This is a genomic window from Streptomyces synnematoformans, assembly GCF_039531005.1.
Lineage (GTDB): Bacteria > Actinomycetota > Actinomycetes > Streptomycetales > Streptomycetaceae > Streptomyces > Streptomyces synnematoformans.
On sequence record NZ_BAAAPF010000091.1, the window covers coordinates 1 to 22,079 of the forward strand.

Sequence of the window (22,079 nt, forward strand, 5' to 3'; positions counted from 1 at the left end):
GTGGCCGCCGCCGCCCGCGCCGCGTGGGGCGCCGGCGCCGCCGCGGCGGCGCTCCTGCGGCCCGTGGACGCCGAGTGGCTGCGCGGCGAGCTGCCCGTCGCGCGGCTGGGCGGCGGTCTGCGCGGGATCCTGGAGTTCGCCTGCGGCATACCCGAGCGCGCCCACCACTACCTGGTCCGCGACATGGCCGTGGTCTCCGAGCCGCGGCGCGCGGTGGAGCTGGGCACGGTGGCGGTGCGCGCCGCCTGGTCGGCCGGCCGGCCGGACCTGCAGCGGGAGGCGCTCCGGCAGGTGCGGGCCGTGCACCCCGACGGCGACCCCGACCTGGCGGAGCTGCTGCCCGTGCTGCGCAACTGGTGGTCCTGCTACGACCGGCCCGGAGCGGCCGCCCCGGCCACCCTGGACCTGTCCCACGGCACGGTCGGCCGGCTCGGCGCGGCCGCCTGGGAGCTGCTCCCGCCCGTGCCGCTGGCCCAGGCCTGGGGCATCGAGGGCGGGCTGCTCGACGTGCTGCACGTGCAGGCCGCGCAGTTGCGGCGCCGGCACGAACTCACCGCGCTCGCGCTGGTGCTGTCCCAGACCGCGGTCCTCGACCTCGCCGCGGGCCGGTGGGAGGCCGCCGGCACCGCGGCGGCCGAGGGGCTGCGGCTGGCCGGGGAGGTCGGCGCGGACCACGTGGCCACCCAGTGCCGCGCGTCGCTGGCCGCGCTGGCCGCCGCCCGGGGCGACGGCCGCACCGTCGGCGAACTCACCGCCCGGGTCCTTGAGGTCTCGGTGCCGCGCGGGGTGCGGGTGCTCAGCGCGGCGGCGTACTGGTACCGGGGCCGGGCGGCACTGTTCGCCGGCCGTCCGCAGGACGCGCTGGCCGACCTGCTGTGCCTCGCCGAACCCGGCCATGAGGCCGCGCACCCCACCTCCGCGCTGTTCGCCGCCGCGGACACCGTCGAGGCGGCGGTGCAGGCCGGCGGCACCGACGCCGCCGGGCCCCGGGCCGCCATGGTCGCGGAGTGGGCGCGGCGCACCGGCGCGCCCTGGGCCCGTACCGCCGCCCACCGCCTCCAGGCCCTCGTCGCGGGCGGACCGGCGGCCGAGGACTCGTTCCGGGCCGCCCTGGACACCGCGGGGGCGGCGGGCTGCCCGTTCGAGTACGCCCGCACCCGGCTGCTGTACGGGGAATGGCTGCGCCGGGCCCGCCGCCGGGCCGACGCCCGGCACGAACTCGCCGCGGCGGCCGAGGTCTTCGACCGGCTCGGTGCGGAACCGCTGCGGGCGCGGGCGCTGCGCGAGCGGGCGCTGACCGAACGGCCGGCCCCCGCCCGCGGGGGAGGCCCGCCAACCGCGGCCGGGCTGACCGCGCAGGAGCTGCGCGTCGCGCGGCTGGCCGCCGACGGCCTGACCAACCGGGAGATCGGGGCACAGCTGCTGATCAGCCCGCGCACGGTCGGTCACCATCTGGCCAGCGTCTACCCCAAGCTCGGCATCACCTCCCGGGCCGAGCTGGCCCGGATCGACTTCGCGGGGGACCTGCGGCTGAAGGCGGCCGGCGACTGACCCGGGCGCCGGCGTGCGGAGCGCCGCGCGGCCGGTCGGGGTGGGGTCGGGCGCGGGTCACCGGGGGAGGACCACCACGTGTGCGGCCTGGGCGCGTTCCGCCGCGGCCAGCATCGCGGCGCGTACCGTCTCCGCCTGCTGCTGCGGCGACTCGCGCAGCTTGCGCGGGGTGACGTGGACGACGGTGATGCCCAGGCGCTCCAGGGTCTCCCGCTTCCTCGCGTACTCGGACCACAGCGCCGCCTCGTCGTGGGAGGCGCGGCGCGGGGTGCGGGCGTCGATCTCCACGGCGACCGCGTGGTCCGGCCAGTAGGCGTCGACGCCGCCGAGGTGGGGGCCGCCGGGCAGGCGCAGGTCGACGTTCCAGAGGGGGGCGGGCAGGGCGTGGGCGTGCACCATCGCGTAGAGGCGGCCCTCGGCCATCGCGCGGCCCTCCGCGATCAGGCCGTCGACCGCGTCGCTCACGTGCGGGCGACCCAGCAGCCGGGCCTGGCTCAGCTCGCGCACCACCGCCGCCGCCTCGCAGTGGCCGCCGCGGACCGCCTCGGTCAGCAGCCGGTGGACGTGGGCGGCGTCGGTGAGGACCGCGACCGTGTCGGCGAGGGCACGGGGCACCGGCGCCACGGGCAGGCCCGTGATGCGGTCGGGGCGGGGGAGGGAGTGGGCGCGGACGAGGCGGGCGAGGCCGGTGGAGCGCAGCCGCCGGGTGCGGGGGAGCAGGACGTCGATCCGGTCGAGGGCGAGCAGCGCCGGGGCCGCCGCGAAGCCGTGCAGCGCGAGCGCCGCCGGCCCGGTGATCATCGCGTCGCCGTACGGGACCGGTGCGGCCGCCTCCGCGTGCGCGGCCGCCGGGGCGGAGGCGGGCGGGCGTGCGGCGGCGGGGGCCGGGGTGCCCCGGGTCTGGCCCGGCACCGCGGTGCGTCCGGCCGGTGCACGGCCCGCGTACAGCAGCGCCGCCTGCAGCCGCTCCTCCGGCGTCGGTGGCCCCGCGTGCAGGAGGTAGACGCCGGGGAGCAGTTGCTGCCACGGCCCGCCGGGGCGGCAGCGGCGCGCGGCGTCGGCGGTGGCGACGCCGTGCTCGCGCAGTTGACGGGCGGTCATGACCTGGCGGCGGGTGCCGGCGGCGTGGCTGAGCGGGCGCGGGCTGAGCGGTGCGGAGGAGGGTGAGTTCGTGTTCATGGCCGCTGGATTCCCGGTGGCCCGCCCGCTCCTAACCGCTGTTACGCGCTTGTCGAAGAATACGGACAAGCCGGGGCTAAAGTGCACATGTTCGACTGTCGAGTAAGGGAGTCACTGCTCCGTTCGGGGTACGGCCCCGGACTCGCGCCGCGCCCGGTCCCGGCCCCGGCCCCGGCCCCCCCGGGCGGGGCCACCCCCGGCCGCCGCCGGTCAGCCCTGCCCGTCCCGCGCCTGCGCGCGCAGCGCCCGCGCCAGGTCGTCGCGCGCCTCCCGCACCAGCCGCCGCAGCGCCGGCGGCGCCGCGCCCTCGGTGTCGCGCAGCCAGGCGTCGGTCGCGTCGAGCGTCCCCGAGCGCGCCTGCAGCGCCGGGTAGAGGCCGCGTACGACCGCCATCGCGCTCTCGATCGTCCGCTCCCGCCAGATCTGTTCGATCGACGCGAAGTACCGCGGCGCGTACGGCGCGAGCAGCTCCCGCTGGCCGGGCCGGGTGAAGCCGGAGATCGTCGCCTCGACGATCGCGTTGGACAGCTCGTCGGAGTCGACGACGGCCGTCCACGCCTGCTCCTTGACCCGCGGGTCCGGCCGCGCGGCCAGGCAGCGCACCTGGTGCCGCCGGCCGGACGCGGTGTCGTCGCGGGCCAGTTCGGCGTCGATGACGGCCCGGTCGGCGACGCCGTGGGCGGCGAGCGGAAGCAGCAGGTCCCAGCGCAGCTCCTGGTCGACGTCCAGCCCGTCGATCTTCGCCTGCCCGTCGAGGAGGCCGCGCAGCAGCTGCAGGTCCTGGTCCGTACCGGCGACGGAGGCGAAGAAGCGGGCCCAGGCCAGCTGGTGGTCGCTGCCGGGCGGCGCCAGCCGCAGCTCGCTCAGCGCGCCCTCGGCGAGGAGCTGTTCGGCCGCGGCGCGGTGTCCGGGGGCGGCGTAGTGGTCGACGGTGTACTGGGCCTGCTGGTGGAGGCCCTGCAGCACGCCGATGTCGGTCTCCCGGCCGGCGAAGCGCAGCACGAGGCCGAGGTAGTCGCGGGCGGGCATGAGGCCGTCGCGGGTGAGGTCCCAGGCGGCGGCCCAGGCGATGGCGCGGGCGAGGGGGTCGGTGAGGTCGCCGAGGCGTTCGCGCACGGTGTCGAGCGAGTCCTCGTCGAAGCGGGTCTTGCAGAAGGTCAGGTCGTCGTCGTTGACGAGGATCAGCGCCGGGCGCGGCTGCCCGGCCAGCTCCTCGACGACGGCGTGCCCGTCGGCGACGTCGACCTCGGCGCGGGCGTAGCGCACCAGCTCGCTGGCCGCGCCCGGCTGCGCGTACAGCCCGACGGCCACCCGGTGCGGCCGGGGCCCTCCCGCAGGACGGCCAGCTCGGTGATCCGGTCGCCGGCGTCGTACGTCGCCTGCGGCGTGAGGGTGTCGACGCCGGCGGTCTGCAGCCAGGAGCGGGCCCACGCCGACATGTCCCGCCCCGACGTCTCCGCCAGCGCGGCCAGCAGGTCGGCGAGCCGGGTGTTGCGGAAGGCGTGCCGCTTGAAGTAGCGCCGCGCGCCCTCCATGAAGGCGTCCCGGCCGACGTACGCCACGAGCTGCTTGAGCACCGCGGCGCCCTTGGCGTACGTGATGCCGTCGAAGTTGAGCTTCGCGGCCTCCAGGTCGGGGATGTCGGCCGTGATCGGGTGCGTGGTCGGCAGCTGGTCGGCCCGGTACGCCCACGCCTTGCGGCGGTTGGCGAAGGTGATCCAGCTGCCCGTGAACCGGGTGGCCTCGGCCAGCGCCAGCGCGCCCATGTAGTCGGCGAACGACTCCTTGAGCCACAGGTCGTCCCACCACTCCATGGTCACCAGGTCGCCGAACCACATGTGCGCCATCTCGTGCAGCACGACGTTCGCCCGGCGCTCGTACGCGGCGTCGGTGACCTTGCCGCGGAAGACGAACTCCTCGCGGAAGGTGACCAGGCCGGGGTTCTCCATCGCGCCGATGTTGTACTCCGGTACGAACGCCTGGTCGTACTTGCCCCAGGGGTAGGGGTAGTCGAAGTGGTCGTGGAAGAAGTCCAGGCCCTGCTTGGTGACGGTGAAGACGTCGTCGGCGTCGAAGTGCCGGGCGAGCGACCTGCGGCACAGCGCGCCCAGCGGCACCACCAGCTCCCGCCCGTCGTCGAACGTGCGCGTGTAGCGGTCCTCGACGCGGGTGTACGGGCCGGCCACGACGGCCGTGATGTAGGTGGAGATCGGCTTGGTCGGCTCGAACCGCCAGGTCGCGGAGCCGTCCCGGTGCTCCTCGGGGCGGCCGGCGAGCGCGCCGCCGGAGAGGACGGTCCAGTGCCCGGGGGCCGTGACGGTGAAGGTGAACGGGGCCTTGAGGTCGGGCTGCTCGAAGGCGGCGAACACCCGGCGGGCGTCGGCCGGCTCGTACTGCGTGTAGAGGTAGACCTCGCCGTCCTCCGGGTCGACGAAGCGGTGCATGCCCTCCCCGGTGCGGCTGAACGCGCACCGCGCGTCGACGACGACCTCGTTCTCGGCCGCCAGGTCCGCAAGCTCGATCCGGGAGCCGTCGAAGACCGCCCCGGGGTCCAGGTCCCGCCCGTTGAGGGTCACCGCGGTCACGTCCGGGGCCACCAGGTCGAGGAAGCTGGCCGCGCCCGGCTGCGCGCAGCGGAACCGCACCGTGGTCACCGACCGGAAGGGCGCCGGCTCGGCGGCCACCGCGGCGCGCAGGTCCAGCTCGACCTCGTACGCCTCGACCTCCAGCAGCCCCGCGCGCTCCCGGGCCTCCTCGCGGGTCAGGTTCTCACCGGGCACGGGGGGACTCCTTCGTCTCTCGCAGGTCCGACAGCGGAATCATGTCATGCGGGTTTTCCCGCGGCGGTGCTGACGTACCAGGCCCGCGAGGGACAGCGCCACCGTGAGCCCCGCGGTGGTCAGCAGCTGTGTCCGGGAGTCCGGCGCACGCAGCATCAGCACCAGGATCCCGGCCATGGCGGCCAGCGCCAGCCAGGTCAGGTACGGGTACGCCCACATCCGCACCGTCAGCAGCTGCGGCGCCTCGCGCTCCAGCCGGCGGCGGGTGCGCAGCTGGGCGGCGGCCGTGAACGCCCAGACCACGAGGATCGCGGCGCCGGTCATGTTCAGCAGCCACTGGAAGAGGGTGTCGGGCCAGCGGTAGCTGAGCAGCACGGCCGCGAAGCCGAAGGAGCAGGTGGCGACGACCGCGCGGCGCGGCACGCGGCGGGTCAGCCGGCCCAGGGCGCGCGGGCCCTGGCCGCGGGCGACGAGGGAGTAGGCCATGCGCGAGGCGCCGTAGATGTTGGCGTTCATCGCGGACAGCAGCGCCACCAGCACGACGACGTTCATGACCTGCCCGGCGGCCGGGATGCCGAGGTGGTCGAGGGCGGCGGCGTACGGGCCGGACTCCACCCCCGGGTCGTCCCACGGGATCAGCGCGACGACGACCAGCATGGAGCCGACGTAGAAGATCGCGATCCGGTACATCGCGGTGCGCACCGCGCGGGCGACGCCGCGCCGCGGGTTCTCGGACTCGGCGGCGGCGATGGTCACGTTCTCCAGCCCGCCGTACGCGAAGACGGAGGCGAGCAGGCCGACGAGCAGCCCCTCGGAGCCGTTCGGCAGGAAGCCGTCGCCGGCGCCGGTGAGGTTCGCGGTGCCGGGCGCGTCGGTGCCCGGCAGCAGGCCCAGCACGGCGAGCAGGCCGAGGGCGAGGAACGCGGTGATCGCCGCGACCTTCAGCCCGGCGAACCAGAACTCGGCCTCGCCGAAGTTGCCGACCGCCGCCAGGTTGGCGGCGCAGAAGACGGCCATGAACAGCAGGACCCACATCCAGGACGCGGTGCCCGGCAGCCAGCCCGTGACGATCTGCGCGGCGCCGATCGCCTCGACGGCGACGGCGACGCACAGCAGCGTCCAGAACATCCAGCCGGAGGCGAACCCCGCCCACGGCCCGAACGCCCGCTCGGCGTGCACGGAGAAGGAGCCGGAGGCCGGGTTGGCGGCCGACATCTCACCGAGCATCCGCATCACGAGCATGACGAGCAGCCCGGAGACGGCGTACGCGAGGACGATGCCGGGGCCGGCGGCGGCGATGCCGGCGCCGGAGCCGACGAAGAGGCCGGCGCCGATGACGCCGCCGAGGGCGATCATCGTCAGGTGGCGCTGCTTGAGGCCGGTGCCCAGGGCGGACGGTATGGCGGCGGAGGGCGCCGCGGCGTCGGCGGCGGTGCTGTCGGTCTGCGGGGTTGCGCTCATGCGGAAGTCCTGTGGGGGGTGGTGCGTGGCGACGCTTCAGTGTGCGGCATCGCGCCGGGTTTCGGCCGTCGGCGTGAGGCGGCGTTGGAGGGGTCCTACAGCGGGATACGGGCCTGCGGCCGGGGATCCGGGCCGCGGCGAAACCCCACCCGGCTGTGGTGAATCTCACGTGACCTGCCCGGATGTCGAAGTCCCGGCCGTTGGGCCGGTGGCCGCGGGGCTGCGGGGGAGTGACAGGTATGTGCCCCGTGGATTGGCACCTTCCCACGGTGATCGGCCCGCGGCCGTCGGCTAGCGTACGCAGCGTCCCCGTATCCCGCGGCGCATCCCGCGGCGGGATCCGCGCACCGAGACCGGAGAACCCGATGAGCACTGCCGCCGTCTCCTCCCCGCACCCGGCACGCCCCGGCGCCGTCCTCGCCGACGTGCTGCCCGCCGCCACCGCGGCCCGCGCCCGGGCCCGCGACCTCGCCCTCGTCGTCGGCGGCGCGGCGCTCACCCGCGCCGCCGCGCAGCTGTCGCTGCCCGTGCCGGGCTCGCCGGTGCCGGTCACCGGGCAGACGTTCGCGGCGCTGCTCGTCGGCGCCTCGCTGGGCACCGGGCGGGCGTTCCTGTCGCTCGCGCTGTACGCGGCCGCGGGCATGGCCGGGATGCCGTGGTTCGCGGAGGGCTCCTCGGGGTGGGGCATGCCCTCGTTCGGCTACGTCCTCGGGATGCTGCTCGCCGCCGTCGCGGTCGGCGCGCTGGCCCGCCGCGGCGGCGACCGCGACGTGTGGCGCACGGCGGGCACGATGGTGGTGGGCAGCGTCATCATCTACGGCGTGGGCGTCCCGTACCTGGCCCTCTCCCTGGACGTCCCCCTCACCGAGGCGGTCTCCCTCGGCCTCACGCCGTACCTCCTCGGCGACGCGCTGAAGGCCGCCCTCGCGATGGGCGCACTGCCGGCGGCCTGGCACCTTGCCGGGCGCACCCGCGGCGACTGAGCGGCGGCCCGTAGACTCCGGGCCATGCGCGTGTACCTCGGCAGCGACCATGCCGGATACGAACTCAAGACCCACCTGCTCAGCTGGCTCCGCGAGCACGGGCACGAGCCCGTCGACTGCGGGCCGCTGATCTACGACGCCGACGACGACTACCCGCCGTTCTGCCTGCGCGCCGCCGAGCGCACCGCCGCCGACCCCGGCAGCCTCGGCGTCGTCATCGGCGGCTCCGGCAACGGCGAGCAGATCGCCGCCAACAAGGTGGCGGGCGTGCGGGCGGCGCTGGCGTGGAGCGAGGAGACGGCGCGGCTGGCGCGGGAGCACAACGACGCCAACGTCCTCGGCGTCGGCGCCCGGATGCACACGCGCGACGAGGCCACCAGCTTCGTCGAGGTCTTCCTCGCCACCCCGTACGCCGGCGAGGAGCGCCACCGGCGGCGCATCGACATGTTGAGCGCGTACGAGCGCAGCGGCACGCTCCCCGACGTGCCGGCACACCACCCGCAGCCGTAGCGAGGACGGGACGCATGCCTGAGGGGCACACCATCCACCGGCTCGCCGTCGAGTACGGCGTGCGCTTCGGCGGCCGGGTGGTCCGCGCGGCCAGCCCGCAGGGCAAGTTCGCCGACGGCGCCGCGCTGATCGACGGCTGCCGGCTCACCGGCACGGACGCCCACGGCAAGCACCTGTTCCTCGGCTTCGGCCCGGTCGGCCACCTCCACGTCCACCTCGGCATCTACGGCAAGGTCGGCTTCGGCGACGGGCCCGCCCCCGCGCCCGTCGGCGCCGTCCGGCTGCGGCTGGCCACCGGCGCCGGCTACGCCGACCTGCGCGGCCCGTCGGCGTGCGAGCTGGTCACCGAGGAGGAGAAGGACGCCGTGCACGCCCGGCTCGGCGACGACCCGCTGCGCGCCGGCGACGACGGCGAGGCGGCGTGGGCGCGGATATCGCGCAGCCGGGCGCCCGTCGCCACGCTGCTCATGGACCAGCGGGTGATCTCCGGCGTCGGCAACATCTACCGCACCGAGGTCCTCTTCCGGCACGGCATCGACCCGTACCGCGCGGGCCGCGACCTCGGCCGCGCCGCCTGGGAGGCGGTCTGGGCGGACCTGGCGGTGCTGATGCGCGAGGGCGTGCGCACCGGGCGCATCGACACCGTACGGCCCGAGCACCTGCCGGAGGCGATGGGCCGCCCGCCGCGCGTCGACAGGCACGGCAGCGAGGTCTACGTCTACCGCCGCGCCGGGCAGCTCTGCCACCTCTGCGGCACCGAGGTGCGCACCGCCACGCTCGCCGCGCGCAACCTCTTCTGGTGCCCCACGTGCCAGCCCACGTGACCCTCGTCCCAACTGCGGCTATGCACGCGCACCTTCGTTCCAAACGCCGCGGATTCGCATACGATTCCGGCAGTGCCGCCCGAAGGGTGCGGTCGGCACGCCGTGAATCGACGCCCGGCGCGGCGGGTGGATAGGGTCCCGGGGCATGGCCGGAGGTGCGGGTTCCGCCTCGCAAGCGGCCCGGTGGCACAAGGCGCTGCACCGGGCCCGGGTCGGTGTGCGCAGGGCGGGCGTCGACTACTTCCGCGGCGAGGGCACCGACTGGCTCGCGCTGGGCGTCCTGCTGCTGACGATCCCGGTCCTCGCCGCCGGCACGGTCCTCGCGCCCGCCTGGATCTCGCCGGCTGCGCTGGTGCTGCCGATCTTCGTCGGTGGCCTGGTGCTGCGGCCCGCCAGCCTCCTCGCGCTGTACGCCGCGTCCGCCACCGCGCTCATCGTCGAGGCGATGCTCCTCGGCCCGTACGCCGACGGACCGGCCCGGGTGACGCCGGGCGACGTGCTCGTCATCGCCTCCGTCGGCCTGACCGGGCTGACCGTCGCGCAGTTCCGCAGCCGCGTCGGCGTGCCCTGGCGGCGCGGCGGCACGATGCTGTTCGACCTGCGCGAGCGGATCCGGGTGCAGAGCAAGCTGCCGCGGCTGCCGCGCGGCTGGCACGCCGAGATGTCGCTGCGCCCGGCGGGCGGCCAGTCCTTCTCCGGCGACTTCGTCGTCGCCACCCGCACCCACGGCGGCCACATCCTGGAGGCCGTGCTCACCGACGTCTCCGGCAAGGGCATGTCGGCCGGGTCCCGGGCGCTGCTGCTGTCCGGCGCCTTCGGCGGGCTGCTCGGCTCGCTGCCGCCGCACGACTTCCTGCCCGCCGCCAACGGCTATCTGCTGCGCCAGGAGTGGGAGGAGGGCTTCGCCACCTCCGTGCACCTGGTGCTGGACCTGGAGTCGGGGGACTACGAGCTGTTCTCGGCCGGGCACGTGCCCGGCGTGCAGCTCAGCGCCGGCACCGGGCGCTGGGAGGAGAAGGGCGCGGAGGGGCCGCTGCTCGGCGTCGTGGAGGGCGCGCAGTTCGACCCGCTGAAGGGGACGCTGCGGCGCGGTGACGTGCTGATGCTGTTCTCGGACGGCCTGGTCGAGGCGCCGGACCGGGACCTGACCGAGGGCATGGACCGGCTGATAGGCGAGGCCGACCACTACGCGTCGAGTACGTTCCGGGGCGCGGCGTGGCATCTGATCGAGAAGGTCGCGAAGGACGTCAAGGACGACCGGGCGCTGCTGCTGATCTGCCGGGAGTGAGGCCGCGGGGCGGTCCGCGCCCCCGGGCGGGGTGACGCGCGGCCCGGGCCGGCCGCCTCGGTGCGGGACCGGCCCGGGCCGTACGCCGCGCCGCGCCTCAGCGGGTGGCGGTCGCCCGCGGCTGCTCCGGAGCGTCCCTCCCCGCCGCCGGCCGCCGCGACCGCGGTGGGCAGCCGCGGCGGTCGTCGGGGTCCGGCCGGAACAGCCAGTCCATCCTCGGCTCCATGGCCCACCGGAACATCCGCCGCACCGGGGGCGTGCACAGCACCGTGATCACCACGGCGGCGACGGCCGTCACGGCGAGGGCGCCGAGCGGCGAGTGCGCGAAGTCGTTGTCGTACCAGCCCCAGAACCGCGAGCCCTTGGCGAGGAACCCGTGCAGCAGGTAGCCGTACAGGGTGCCCGCGCCCAGCACCGTGAACCACATCGTGCGCCGCGGCACCCAGGCCAGGAAGCACGCCGTGAGCACCAGCGCGCAGCCGAACATGCCGAACGTCATCGCCGGCCCGGCCCACAGGGGCGCGCCCAACTCCTGCGCGGAGTCGCGGTGGTAGAACCAGCCGGGGTTCATCCGCGGCACGGCCCAGTAGGCGACCGCCGCCGCCGTCAGCCCGGCCGGCACCGACAGCAGCCGCACCTCGCGGCGGCGCACCAGGTGGAAGTGCTCGGGCCTGAGCACCAGGCCGAGCACGAAGAAGGGCATGAACTGCAGTACCCGCTGGAGGTCGAGGTCGTTGCCGACGGTGTCGCTCATCGACGCGGCGGTGGCGATGAGCAGCGCCAGCGGGACGGGCCAGCGCACCGCCCGCCACAGCGGCATCGTCATCCGCCAGACGAACAGCGCGATGAGGAACCACGTCAGGTACCACGGGTCGAGGATGCTGATGCGGTAGTCGGGGACGTCGCCCGCCCAGCGGTAGAAGAACGTGTACGCGGTCTCGAAGATCACGTACGGCACGAGCACGCCGGTGACGACCCGCTGCACCCGCCCGGGGCGGCCGAGGTCGAACGAGCGTGACATGTAGCCGGAGATGAGGATGAACGCCGGCATGTGGAAGGAGTAGACGAGCATGTAGAGCGCGGATGCGGCGCGGCTGTCGTCGCGCAGCGGCTCCCAGGCGTGGCCGAGTCCGACCAGCACGATGGCCAGATACTTCGCGTTGTCGAAGAAGGGGTCGCGGGTCGTCGGCCCACCGGAGCCGCCGGACGGACGGGCCGCGGGCTGCGGCCGGGAGGTCACGGCACCTCCCGGAACGGGTCGGGCGGCGGAACCCGGAAGCGCGCCGGCGGGCTCTGATCGTGGGGGGATCGGTACATCGTCGGCACGATAGCGGCCGGGTGTCCGGCCCGTAAATTCGTGGTCGGCGTCGGGAATTTCACGGCCACGGGGCACCTGCGGGGTCGTCGGCGACCATCATCGTATGCCAGGTTTGTCCTGAATATGCGGGACAAAAGCGGGTGAAGCGCCGGAGTGTCGCGCGGTCTTCTTTCGGCCGGTTTCGATTCACCCGGACGAGGTTTGAAAGGGAAATCGGGAGGCGGGCCGGAACGCCGGTATGTGCGCCGCGCATTGCGGATATCCGGGTCGCCGGATCGCGGAATTCCGGAATCGGTACCGGTTTCCCGCGGCCTGTCGCCGGGGATGGACCGCATGGGCGCGTCACCGGCGCGGCGGCCGTACCGCGGCGGCACCGCCGTCCGCGTGCGGCGCCCCACGTGCGCCGCGGGCGCACATCGGTGTAAGGGGCGCGAGATATCAGCCAGTTGGGCATCCCACGCACCGCCGCACGTCTCTTGGTGGCACGATGGACCCACCGGGGTGTGCGGGCGGCGGGTGCCCTGGGTGGGTGAACAAGAACCTGTGGGGTGATCAGGGCGTGGCTATCTCACTGTCCATGGTGCTGCTGATGGGGATCATCCTGGTCGTGCTGATCCGCGGCGGCTCGGTCAAGATCGGTCCGGCGCTCGTCGCCGTGCTCTTCGGCTTCTTCCTGGCGTCCAGCAGCGCCGCTCCGGACATCAACGACGCACTGGACGAGATCACGGAGAGTATCAGCGAGATCGGCACCTGACCGCCGCTCGCGGCGGCGCCCCGGCCGGCGCACAGGGCGCACCCTGCCGGCACTCACGGCGAAGGCCGGGGCCCTGATCCGTGCGCGTCGCGGCCGACGCGGCGCGGGCCGGGTCCCGGCCGCCTCCTACCGAGCGGGTGACGGGAATCGAACCCGCGTAGCCAGCTTGGAAGGCTGGAGCTCTACCATTGAGCTACACCCGCAGACGCCGCTCCTGCGTCGGCACGCCCTGCATCGTAGCCGCTGTGCCCCCGTCCCGCACGCGGCTTCCCCGGGGCGCGCGGCGGTGCGGCCGCGCGCCCGGCGCGGGCCGGGTACCGCGCGCGTGCGGCGTCACCAGGGACGTAATCCGCGGCGGCGGGGCTGCGCAGCCATGTACCCTACTGCTCGCACCAGCGGGGTGTGGCGCAGCTTGGTAGCGCGTCCGCTTTGGGAGCGGAAGGTCGTCGGTTCGAATCCGGCCACCCCGACCGCGGCGGGGCCCTTCGGCGCGAAGGTCCCTTTATGGGGAGCGGGCCCGGCACCGGTACTATGCAAGCTGCGTTCCTGCGTGCCTGGACCCGGGCCGCTCCCCGGCTTCGGCCGAAGCCCGGACGCAGCCACAAGAAGTCCAGAAGAAGTACCGCACTTCCCAGACGCCATCCCAAGGAGACCGACCGTGAAGAGCGCCGTGGAGACCCTGAACCCGACCCGGGTTCGGCTCACTGTCGAGGTGCCCTTCGAGGAGCTCAAGCCCAGCCTCGACGCGGCGTACAAGAAGATCAACCAGCAGGTCACCGTGCCGGGCTTCCGCAAGGGCAAGATCCCGGCCCGCATCATCGACCAGCGGTTCGGTCGCGGCGCCGTCCTGGAGGAGGCCGTCAACGAGGCGCTGCCGAAGCTCTACGAGGACGCCGTCAACGAGGGCGACCTCAAGCCGCTGGGCCGGCCCGAGGTCGACATCACCGAGCTGAAGGACAACGAGACCCTGACCTTCACCGCCGAGGTCGACATCCGTCCCGAGTTCGAGATCCCGGACTACTCGGGCATCAGCGTCGAGGTCGACGCCATCGAGGTGCCCGAGGAGGACGTCGACAAGTCGGTCGAGCAGCTGCGCGAGCGCTTCGCCTCCACCACGCCGGTCGAGCGGGCCGCGGCGGAGGGCGACGTCGTCACGATCGACCTGGAGGCCAGCGTCGACGGCGAGGTGCTGGACGACGGCGTCGCCAGCGGCGTGTCGTACACCATCGGCTCCGGCGAGCTGCTGGACGGCATCGACGAGGCCGTCACCGGGCTGGAGGCCGGCGGCTCCGCGACGTTCTCCTCCGAGCTGAAGGGCGGCTCCGCGGCCGGCCGCGAGGCGGAGGTCAAGGTCGAGGTCACGCAGGTCGCCGAGCGCGAGCTGCCCGAGCTGGACGACGACTTCGCCCAGATGGCCAGCGAGTTCGACACGCTGGAGGAGATGCGGGCGGACAGCCGGAAGCGGCTGGAGCAGATGAAGCGCTACGACCAGGCGCAGCAGGCCCAGGAGAAGGTGCTGGACGAGCTGCTCGGCCTGGTGGAGATCCCGGTGCCCGAGAAGCTGCTGGAGGAGGAGATCTCCACCCGCAAGCACAACCTGGAGAACCACCAGCTGGCCCAGATGGGGATGGACCTGGAGGGCTACCTGAAGCTGCAGGAGAAGACCGCCGAGGAGCACGACGCGGAGCTGAAGGAGCAGGCGGAGCGCGGTATCCGCACGCAGTTCGTCCTCGACGAGCTGGTCGGCAAGGAGCAGGTGAACGTCGGCCAGGAGGAGCTGACCGAGCACCTGATGCGCCGTGCGCAGTCGTCGGGTATGAGCCCGGACCAGTTCGCGCAGGCCGTGGTCGAGGGCGGCCAGGTGCCGGTGCTGGTCGGCGAGGTCGCCCGCGGCAAGGCGCTGGCGGTGGTGGTCGAGGCCGCGACGATCACGGACACGAACGGCGAGGCGGTCGACCTGTCGGAGGAGGACGAGACGGCCGAGACGGTGACGCCTGCCGCGGAGACGCCTTCCGCCACGGAGACGGCGGACGAGACGGCCGGGGCGGACGGCGACGACGTGAAGCCGTCCGAGACGACCGGCGCCTGAGCCCGGGTGAGCACCCCGCCGGGCCCCGCCGCACGGCGGCGGGGCCCGGCGGCGTTCGCGGGAGGCGTGCCGCCCCGGCACCCGCCGCCTGCGTAGGGTGCCGCTCCCCGTCGCCGACCGCCCGACGGACCCGGCCGGCCCCGTACCGGTGTACCCCGCCGCGCCGCCCGCGGGGCCTGCGCTCACAGCGAACAGTTCCAGAACCGGGATGGCGCCCGCCTACCTGCGCGTTAGGGTCCATAAGCAAGTCAGGCAAGTCAGGAACGTACAGTCAGACGGCCTCTGGCGGCCGTCGCAGAGTGAGCAGGTGGACACGTGACGAACCCGATGCTTACCGGGCCGGGCGAGCCGTCCTTCGGCGGCCTTGGCGACCAGGTCTACAACCGGCTGCTCAACGAGCGCATCATCTTCCTGGGCCAGCCGGTCGACGACGACATCGCCAACAAGATCACGGCGCAGCTGCTCCTCCTCGCCGCCGACCCGGACAAGGACATCAACCTCTACGTCAACAGCCCCGGCGGCTCCGTGACCGCCGGCATGGCGATCTACGACACGATGCAGTTCATCAAGAACGACATCGTCACCATCGCCCTGGGCCTCGCGGCCTCCATGGGCCAGTTCCTGCTCAGTGCCGGCACCCCCGGCAAGCGCTTCGCGCTGCCGAACGCCGAGATCCTGATCCACCAGCCGTCCGCCGGCCTGGCCGGCTCGGCGACGGACATCAAGATCCACGCCGAGCAGCTGATCCGCACGAAGAAGAAGATGGCGGAGCTGACCGCCCTGCACACCGGCCAGAGCGTCGAGCAGGTCATCCACGACTCCGACCGCGACCGCTGGTTCTCCGCCGAGGAGGCCAAGGAGTACGGCCTGATCGACGAGGTCATGCCGTCGGCCACGGGCATCCCGGGCGGCGGCGGCACCGGCGCCTGAGGGCCCGGCCCCGGCGCCCCCGCCCCGGCTCGCCAGCAGCCCGCAGCCACGTAGCCCGCGCAGACCTTCACAGCCGCACTGCCACCAGGACGGAACACCACGATGCAGAACTTCCCCGGAAGCGGCCTCTACGACCGCTTGGCCGACGAGGCCGCCGACGCCCGTCGTTCGCTGGGCGCCGAGTCCCGCTACGTCATCCCGCGCTTCGTCGAGCGCACCTCGCAGGGCATCCGCGAGTACGACCCGTACGCGAAGCTCTTCGAGGAGCGGGTCATCTTCCTCGGCGTACAGATCGACGACGCCTCGGCCAACGACGTGATGGCCCAGCTGCTGTGCCTGGAGTCGATGGACCCCGACCGGGACATCTCGGTCTACATCAACAGCCCCGGCGGCTCCTTCACGGCGCTCACCGCCATCTACGACACGATGCAGTTCGTCAAGCCGGACATCCAGACCGTCTGCATGGGCCAGGCCGCCTCGGCCGCCGCCGTGCTGCTGGCCGCCGGCACCGAGGGCAAGCGCATGGCCCTGCCGAACGCCCGCATCCTGATCCACCAGCCCTACACCGAGACCGGCCGCGGCCAGGTCTCCGACCTGGAGATCGCCGCGAAGGAGATCTTCCGGATGCGTAACCAGCTGGAGGAGATGCTGGCCAAGCACTCGACGACGCCGATCGAGAAGATCAAGGACGACATCGAGCGGGACAAGATCCTCACCGCCGAGGAGTCGCTGGAGTACGGGCTGATCGACCAGATCGTCTCCACCCGCAAGATGTCCGCCGGCATCGGCGGCTGACGGCGCGCGGCCGGTTCCCGGCTCCGTTTCCGCGGCGCCGGACCATTCGTCCGGGCCCTCGTCCTCTGGACAGGGCCGCCCGTGGAGCGGTCCCCTGGGAAGCGAACCAGTGAGTTGGGCCCAAGGGGACCGCTCGGGGCTCCGGGCAAGGTACCGTCGATACGCAACCAGGTTCCGCCCCCCAAGAGCGGATCCCAGGCGAAGGGGAAGCACCTCGTGGCACGCATCGGTGACGGCGGCGATCTGCTGAAATGCTCGTTCTGCGGCAAGAGCCAGAAGCAGGTCAAGAAGCTCATCGCAGGACCCGGCGTCTACATCTGCGACGAGTGCATCGACCTCTGCAACGAGATCATCGAAGAGGAGCTGGCCGAGAGCTCCGAGGTGCGCTGGGAGGAACTGCCCAAGCCACGCGAGATCTACGAGTTCCTTGAGGGCTACGTCGTCGGCCAGGAGGCCGCCAAGAAGGCGCTGTCCGTCGCGGTCTACAACCACTACAAGCGGGTGCAGGCCGGCGAGAACGGCACCGCGGCGCAGAACCGCGAGGACGGCATCGAGCTGTCGAAGTCCAACATCCTGCTGCTCGGCCCCACCGGTTCCGGCAAGACGCTGCTGGCGCAGACCCTGGCCCGGATGCTCAACGTCCCCTTCGCCATCGCCGACGCCACCGCCCTCACCGAGGCGGGGTACGTGGGCGAGGACGTCGAGAACATCCTGCTGAAGCTGATCCAGGCCGCCGACTACGACGTCAAGAAGGCCGAGACCGGCATCATCTACATCGACGAGATCGACAAGGTCGCACGGAAGAGTGAGAACCCGTCGATCACCCGTGACGTCTCCGGCGAAGGCGTGCAGCAGGCGCTGCTGAAGATCCTGGAGGGCACGACGGCCTCCGTGCCGCCGCAGGGCGGCCGGAAGCACCCGCACCAGGAGTTCATCCAGATCGACACCACGAACGTGCTGTTCATCGTCGGCGGCGCCTTCGCCGGCCTGGAGAAGCTCATCGAGTCCCGGGCGGGCGCCAAGGGCATCGGCTTCGGCGCCACGATCCGCTCCAAGCGCGAGCTGGAGAACGAGGACCCGTTCCAGGAGGTCATGCCCGAGGACCTGGTGAAGTACGGCATGATCCCCGAGTTCATCGGCCGGCTGCCGGTCATCACCAGCGTGCACAACCTGGACCGGGCCGCCCTGCTGAAGATCCTCGTCGAGCCGCGGAACGCGCTCGTCAAGCAGTACCAGCGCCTCTTCGAACTCGACGGCGTCGAGCTGGACTTCGACCGCCCGGCGCTGGAGGCCATCGCCGACCAGGCCATCCTCCGCGGCACCGGCGCGCGCGGGCTGCGCGCCATCATGGAGGAGGTGCTGCAGTCGGTGATGTACGAGGTGCCGTCCCGCAAGGACGTGGCCCGCGTGGTCATCACGGAGGAGGCGGTGCACTCCAACGTCAACCCGACGCTGGTGCCCCGCTCCCGCGCCGCCGAGCCGGAGCAGCGTCACCAGGAGAGCGCCTGAGCCGCGGGCAGCACACCGTACGAAAAGGGGCCGCCCATCGGGCGGCCCCTTCGCGTGTGCGGTACGGCGTGCGGCTCAGCCGATCGGCACCCGCACGTCGCTGCGGACGTTCGCGGTGGTGCTCGCGGCGTCGTCGATGCTCGTCTCGCCGCCCAGGATGACCTGCGCCGGGTCCGTCAACACGACGAAGCCGATGGTGCTGGAGTCGGCCCAGGCGCAGGTCGGGAACTTGAAGCTGTCGACCGGCGCGCTCGGGTCGTCGGTGGAGAACTCGACGTACTGGCACTTCATCGAAGCGCCCTCCTCCAGCCCGTCGGGCTCGACGTCCTCCGGGCTGCCGACCAGCCGCGCGCTGTCGCCGCCGCCGGTGGACTGTTCGGCCGCGGCCTCCTTCGCCATGTAGGTGTAGAACCCGTCCAGAGCCGCCTCGGGATCCTCGACCGTGCCGTAGATGCCCTGGAACTGCAGAACCTTGGCGGTCTGGCTCTCGCCCGCCTTGTAGCCGGCGCCCACGTCCTTGGCGTCGGAGATTCCGAACGACTCCAGCTCGTCCATGTCGCTCGACGAGAGGTCGCTGCCGGAGCTGGAGGCCGCGTCCTTCTGGTACTCGGTGGCGACCGTCTGCGGAGTGGTCAGCTTGTACTTCTCGCCGCTGTCGACCGGCGGGTCCTCGCCGTCGTCGCCGCTGTCGCCGTCGTTGCCGTCCGTCTGCGAGTTCTTCGACTCGTCCTTCTTGCCGTCATCGTCGTCGTCGCCACCGAGCAGGAAGAACCCGCCCACGGCTATCAGGGCGACCGCGACCACGGCGGCGAGGACGATGAACAGGGTCTTGTTCTTGTTGCCGCCCGGCGGCGGCGGAGGCGGGGCCTGGTTGTATCCGGGCTGCTGCCCGTACGGCCCCGCCTGCTGCTGTCCGTATCCGCCGGGCTGCTGCTGACCGTACCCACCGGGCTGGCCGTACGGGCCGGGCTGCTGCTGGCCGTAGCCCTGGTCGCCGCCCTGCTGCGGATAGCCGTAGCCGGGCTGGCCCGGCTGGCCGGGCTGCGCGGGCTGGGCGTAGGGCGACTGCGCCGGCTGCTGTGGGGGCTGCGGCGGCTGGCCGTAGGGACCGGGCTGCCCGTACGGGCCTGGCTGCTGCCCTCCACCCCCGTAGGGTCCGGGTGGCGGCGGCTGGTTGTGACTCATTACGGTCCCCTCCGTGAGTTAAAACTGCTCCGCCCATACTGTCGGATCGCGCCGCGTAGCGCTGCCTCGGGCCCCGATCAGCCCGGTAGGCGGTTGTCCACAAGGACGCACGTCGTCCACAAGTGGTTCGCGGCAGGGTGTGACGCGGCTCTAGACTGGCCGTCGTGACCGACGCAAAGAACCCGCAGAGCAGCGCAGCAGAACTCCCCACGCAGTACACGCCCGGCGAGGTGGAGACCTCGCTGTACGAGGGCTGGGTAGAGCGCGGTTACTTCACGGCGGACGCCAAGAGCGACAAGCCGCCGTACACGGTCGTCATCCCGCCGCCCAACGTCACCGGCAGCCTCCATCTCGGCCACGCCTTCGAGCACACGCTGATCGACGCCCTCACCCGCCGCAAGCGCATGCAGGGGTACGAGACGCTGTGGCAGCCCGGCATGGACCACGCCGGCATCGCCACGCAGAACGTCGTGGAGCGCGAGCTGGCCAAGGAGGGCCTGTCGCGGCACGATCTGGGCCGCGAGGCGTTCGTCGAGCGGGTGTGGAAGTGGAAGGCGGAGTCCGGCGGGCAGATCGCCGGCCAGATGCGCCGCCTCGGCGACGGCGTCGACTGGAGCCGGGATCGCTTCACCATGGACGAGGGCCTGTCGCGCGCCGTCCAGACCATCTTCAAGCGGCTCTACGACGACGAGTTGATCTACCGCGCCGAGCGCATCATCAACTGGTGCCCCCGCTGCCTCACCGCGATCTCCGACATCGAGGTGGAGTACCAGGAGGACGACGGCGAGCTGGTCTCCATCCGCTACGGCGAGGGCGAGAACACCATCGTGGTGGCCACCACGCGCGCGGAGACGATGCTCGGCGACACCGCCGTCGCGGTCCACCCGGACGACGAGCGCTACCGCCACCTCGTCGGCACGGAGATCGTGCTGCCGCTCACCGGCCGCCGCATCCCCGTCGTCGCCGACGAGCACGTGGACCCGGAGTTCGGCTCCGGCGCCGTGAAGGTGACCCCGGCGCACGACCCCAACGACTTCGAGATCGGCCGCCGGCACGACCTGCCGATGCTCACCGTCATGGACGAGCACGCCGTGATCACCGCCCACGGCCCGTTCCAGGGCCTCGATCGGCTGGAGGCCCGCTCGGCGATCGTCGCCGCGCTGCGCGCCGACGGCCGGATCGAGGCCGAGAAGCGCCCGTACGTGCACTCGGTGGGCCACTGCTCCCGCTGCAAGACCACCGTCGAGCCGCGGCTGTCCATGCAGTGGTGGGTCCGGGTCGGCCCGCTGGCGCAGGCCGCGGGCGACGCGGTGCGCGACGGCCGGGTCGCCATCCACCCCAAGGAGATGGAGTCCCGGTACTTCGGCTGGGTCGACAACCTCAACGACTGGTGCATCTCCCGCCAGCTGTGGTGGGGCCACCGCATCCCCGTCTGGCACGGCCCGGACGGCGAGCTGGTCTGCGTCGGCCCCGACGACGAACCGCCCGGCGGCGAGGGCTGGACGCAGGACACGGACGTGCTGGACACGTGGTTCTCGTCCGGCCTGTGGCCGTTCTCCACGCTGGGCTGGCCGGAGGAGACCGAGAGCCTGGCGAAGTTCTATCCGAACTCGGTCCTGGTCACGGGCTACGACATCCTCTTCTTCTGGGTCGCCCGGATGATGATGTTCGGGCTGTACGCGATGGACGGCGAGATCCCGTTCCGTACGATCGCGCTGCACGGCATGGTGCGCGACCAGTTCGGCAAGAAGATGTCGAAGTCCTTCGGGAACGCGGTGGACCCGCTGGAGTGGATGGAGAAGTACGGCTCCGACGCCGTCCGCTTCACCCTCGCCCGCGGCGCCAACCCCGGCACCGACGTGCCGATCGGCGAGGACTGGGTGCAGGGCTCGCGCAACTTCGCGAACAAGGTGTGGAACGCCACGCGCTTCGCGCTGATGAACGGCGCCACGGTCGAGGGCCCGCTGCCCGCCGCCGGGGAGCTTGCCACGACGGACCGGTGGATCCTCTCCCGGCTGAACGCGGTCGTCGCCGAGGTCGACGCGCTCTACGACGACTACCAGTTCGCGAAGCTCTCCGACGTGCTGTTCCACTTCGCCTGGGACGAGGTCTTCGACTGGTACGTGGAGCTGTCCAAGACGACGTTCGCGGCCGGCGGCCCCGCGGCCGACGCCTCGCGCCGCGTCCTCGGCGAGGTCCTGGACGTCACGCTGCGGCTGCTGCACCCGGTGGTCCCGTTCGTCACCGAGGCGCTGTGGACGACGCTGACGGGCCGCGAGTCCCTCGTGATCGCCGACTGGCCCGCCGACTCCGGCTTCCGGGACGCGACGGCCGAGGCGGAGATCGTGCAGCTGCAGGAGGTCGTCACCGAGGTCCGCCGCTTCCGCGCCGACCAGGGCCTGCAGCCGGGCCAGCGGGTGCCCGCCCGGGTGGAGCTGGCCGGCGCCGGTCTGGAGGCGCACGAGGCCGCCGTGCGGCAGCTGCTGCGCCTGCAGCCCGAGGGCGATTCGTTCGCCGCCACGGCGTCGCTGCCGGTGGCGGGGGCGACCGTCGCGCTGGACCTGTCCGGGGCCATCGACGTGGCCGCCGAGCGCAAGCGGCTGACGAAGGACCTGGCCGCGGCCGAGAAGGAGAAGGCGCAGGCGGAGGCCAAGCTCGGCAACGAGGGCTTTCTCGCCAAGGCGCCGGAGCCGGTCGTGGCGAAGATCCGTACCCGGCTGGCGAAGGCCGAGGAGGACATCGTCCGCATCGGCGCCCAGCTGGACCGGCTGCCACAGCCCTAGCCGGTACGGCCCGGGACCCGGGGGCACCGCCCACCCGGCCCCGGGCCGTACCCGCGGCTGCGCGCGGCGCCGCGTGCCTCCGCGCGCACCGGGTGTGCGAAGGGCGGCCGCGCGGCGCAGCGGGCCCGTCCCGGCCCGGT

Annotated in this window: 15 protein-coding genes, 2 tRNA genes and 1 pseudogene; 12 read left to right on the top strand and 6 right to left on the bottom strand. The window is 73.1% G+C overall.

All coding sequences use genetic code 11. From position 1 onward, the window contains the following. On the top strand, positions 1-1,551 hold a 1,551-nt coding region (locus ABD317_RS15825; RefSeq protein ID WP_344290615.1), incomplete at its 5' end, for a helix-turn-helix transcriptional regulator. A 57-nt stretch (positions 1,552-1,608) separates the two neighbouring features. On the opposite strand, the gene ABD317_RS15830 is transcribed toward ABD317_RS15825, so the two are convergent. The 3 genes and pseudogenes from ABD317_RS15830 to ABD317_RS15840 all read right to left on the bottom strand — a co-directional run bounded on the left by ABD317_RS15830 (position 1,609) and on the right by ABD317_RS15840 (position 6,971). Further along, a complete protein-coding gene (locus tag ABD317_RS15830) occupies positions 1,609-2,730 on the bottom strand; it encodes a hypothetical protein (protein ID WP_344290616.1) in 1,122 nt (373 codons plus the stop codon). Between the two features lie 210 nt (positions 2,731-2,940). Beyond that, positions 2,941-5,510 (bottom strand): annotated as a pseudogene (pepN, locus tag ABD317_RS15835) (aminopeptidase N). Positions 5,511-5,549: 39 nt separating this feature from the next. After that, positions 5,550-6,971 carry an amino acid permease gene (locus tag ABD317_RS15840; RefSeq protein WP_344290617.1) on the bottom strand — a complete coding sequence of 474 codons (1,422 nt, stop codon included), beginning with the start codon at positions 6,969-6,971 and terminating at the stop codon, positions 5,550-5,552. Between the two features lie 365 nt (positions 6,972-7,336). Between ABD317_RS15840 and ABD317_RS15845 the strand changes: the two genes are divergently transcribed. The 4 genes from ABD317_RS15845 to ABD317_RS15860 all read left to right on the top strand — a co-directional run bounded on the left by ABD317_RS15845 (position 7,337) and on the right by ABD317_RS15860 (position 10,576). After that, positions 7,337-7,954, top strand: a complete 618-nt coding sequence (locus ABD317_RS15845) for a biotin transporter BioY (RefSeq protein WP_344290619.1) — start codon at positions 7,337-7,339, stop codon at positions 7,952-7,954. 24 nt (positions 7,955-7,978) lie between these two features. Next, entirely contained in the window at positions 7,979-8,464 is a 486-nt protein-coding gene (locus tag ABD317_RS15850) for a ribose-5-phosphate isomerase (protein WP_344290620.1), read from the top strand. Positions 8,465-8,478: 14 nt separating this feature from the next. Then, positions 8,479-9,288: an Fpg/Nei family DNA glycosylase gene (locus tag ABD317_RS15855; RefSeq protein ID WP_344290621.1), complete on the top strand. Its 810-nt coding sequence runs from the start codon at positions 8,479-8,481 to the stop codon at positions 9,286-9,288. Positions 9,289-9,433: 145 nt separating this feature from the next. After that, positions 9,434-10,576 (top strand): SpoIIE family protein phosphatase, encoded by a 1,143-nt coding sequence (locus tag ABD317_RS15860; protein WP_344290622.1) that lies wholly within the window; start codon positions 9,434-9,436, stop codon positions 10,574-10,576. 97 nt (positions 10,577-10,673) lie between these two features. On the opposite strand, the gene ABD317_RS15865 is transcribed toward ABD317_RS15860, so the two are convergent. Beyond that, complete coding sequence (locus tag ABD317_RS15865; RefSeq protein WP_344290623.1) at positions 10,674-11,816, bottom strand: acyltransferase family protein; 1,143 nt, start codon at positions 11,814-11,816, stop codon at positions 10,674-10,676. A 637-nt stretch (positions 11,817-12,453) separates the two neighbouring features. Here ABD317_RS15865 and ABD317_RS15870 point away from each other — a divergent pair. Beyond that, entirely contained in the window at positions 12,454-12,648 is a 195-nt protein-coding gene (locus ABD317_RS15870) for a hypothetical protein (RefSeq protein WP_027753400.1), read from the top strand. A 132-nt stretch (positions 12,649-12,780) separates the two neighbouring features. On the opposite strand, the gene ABD317_RS15875 is transcribed toward ABD317_RS15870, so the two are convergent. Then, positions 12,781-12,851, bottom strand: a tRNA-Gly gene (locus ABD317_RS15875). A 193-nt stretch (positions 12,852-13,044) separates the two neighbouring features. Here ABD317_RS15875 and ABD317_RS15880 point away from each other — a divergent pair. The 5 genes from ABD317_RS15880 (at position 13,045) to clpX (ending at position 17,971) form a co-directional block, all read left to right on the top strand. Continuing rightward, positions 13,045-13,118 (top strand) — tRNA-Pro (locus ABD317_RS15880). Positions 13,119-13,306: 188 nt separating this feature from the next. Continuing rightward, positions 13,307-14,737, top strand: coding sequence for a trigger factor (tig, locus tag ABD317_RS15885; RefSeq protein WP_344290624.1), 1,431 nt, complete (start codon positions 13,307-13,309; stop codon positions 14,735-14,737). Positions 14,738-15,064: 327 nt separating this feature from the next. Next, positions 15,065-15,667 (top strand): ATP-dependent Clp protease proteolytic subunit, encoded by a 603-nt coding sequence (locus ABD317_RS15890; protein ID WP_199788980.1) that lies wholly within the window; start codon positions 15,065-15,067, stop codon positions 15,665-15,667. A gap of 102 nt (positions 15,668-15,769) precedes the next feature. Next, positions 15,770-16,462, top strand: a complete 693-nt coding sequence (locus ABD317_RS15895; RefSeq protein ID WP_027753398.1) for an ATP-dependent Clp protease proteolytic subunit — start codon at positions 15,770-15,772, stop codon at positions 16,460-16,462. 216 nt (positions 16,463-16,678) lie between these two features. Continuing rightward, positions 16,679-17,971, top strand: coding sequence for an ATP-dependent Clp protease ATP-binding subunit ClpX (gene clpX, locus ABD317_RS15900; protein WP_027753397.1), 1,293 nt, complete (start codon positions 16,679-16,681; stop codon positions 17,969-17,971). Positions 17,972-18,046: 75 nt separating this feature from the next. On the opposite strand, the gene ABD317_RS15905 is transcribed toward clpX, so the two are convergent. Next, on the bottom strand, positions 18,047-19,156 hold the full coding sequence (locus ABD317_RS15905; protein WP_344290625.1) for a hypothetical protein: 1,110 nt from the start codon (positions 19,154-19,156) through the stop codon (positions 18,047-18,049). Positions 19,157-19,320: 164 nt separating this feature from the next. On the opposite strand from ABD317_RS15905, the gene ABD317_RS15910 reads away from it, so the two are divergent. Then, positions 19,321-21,939 carry a valine--tRNA ligase gene (locus tag ABD317_RS15910; RefSeq protein WP_344290626.1) on the top strand — a complete coding sequence of 873 codons (2,619 nt, stop codon included), beginning with the start codon at positions 19,321-19,323 and terminating at the stop codon, positions 21,937-21,939. Positions 21,940-22,079 lie beyond the last annotated feature (140 nt).

Excerpts from the sequence above, each read along its gene's own strand:
- ABD317_RS15855 (WP_344290621.1), top strand. The coding sequence starts at position 8,479 with ATGCCTGAGGGGCACACCATCCACCGGCTCGCCGTCGAGTACGGCGTG.
- ABD317_RS15830 (WP_344290616.1), bottom strand. The coding sequence starts at position 2,730 with ATGAACACGAACTCACCCTCCTCCGCACCGCTCAGCCCGCGCCCGCTC.
- ABD317_RS15890 (WP_199788980.1), top strand. The coding sequence starts at position 15,065 with ATGCTTACCGGGCCGGGCGAGCCGTCCTTCGGCGGCCTTGGCGACCAG.
- ABD317_RS15845 (WP_344290619.1), top strand. The coding sequence starts at position 7,337 with ATGAGCACTGCCGCCGTCTCCTCCCCGCACCCGGCACGCCCCGGCGCC.
- ABD317_RS15850 (WP_344290620.1), top strand. The coding sequence starts at position 7,979 with ATGCGCGTGTACCTCGGCAGCGACCATGCCGGATACGAACTCAAGACC.
- ABD317_RS15840 (WP_344290617.1), bottom strand. The coding sequence starts at position 6,971 with ATGAGCGCAACCCCGCAGACCGACAGCACCGCCGCCGACGCCGCGGCG.
- ABD317_RS15860 (WP_344290622.1), top strand. The coding sequence starts at position 9,434 with ATGGCCGGAGGTGCGGGTTCCGCCTCGCAAGCGGCCCGGTGGCACAAG.
- ABD317_RS15895 (WP_027753398.1), top strand. The coding sequence starts at position 15,770 with ATGCAGAACTTCCCCGGAAGCGGCCTCTACGACCGCTTGGCCGACGAG.
- ABD317_RS15905 (WP_344290625.1), bottom strand. The coding sequence starts at position 19,156 with ATGAGTCACAACCAGCCGCCGCCACCCGGACCCTACGGGGGTGGAGGG.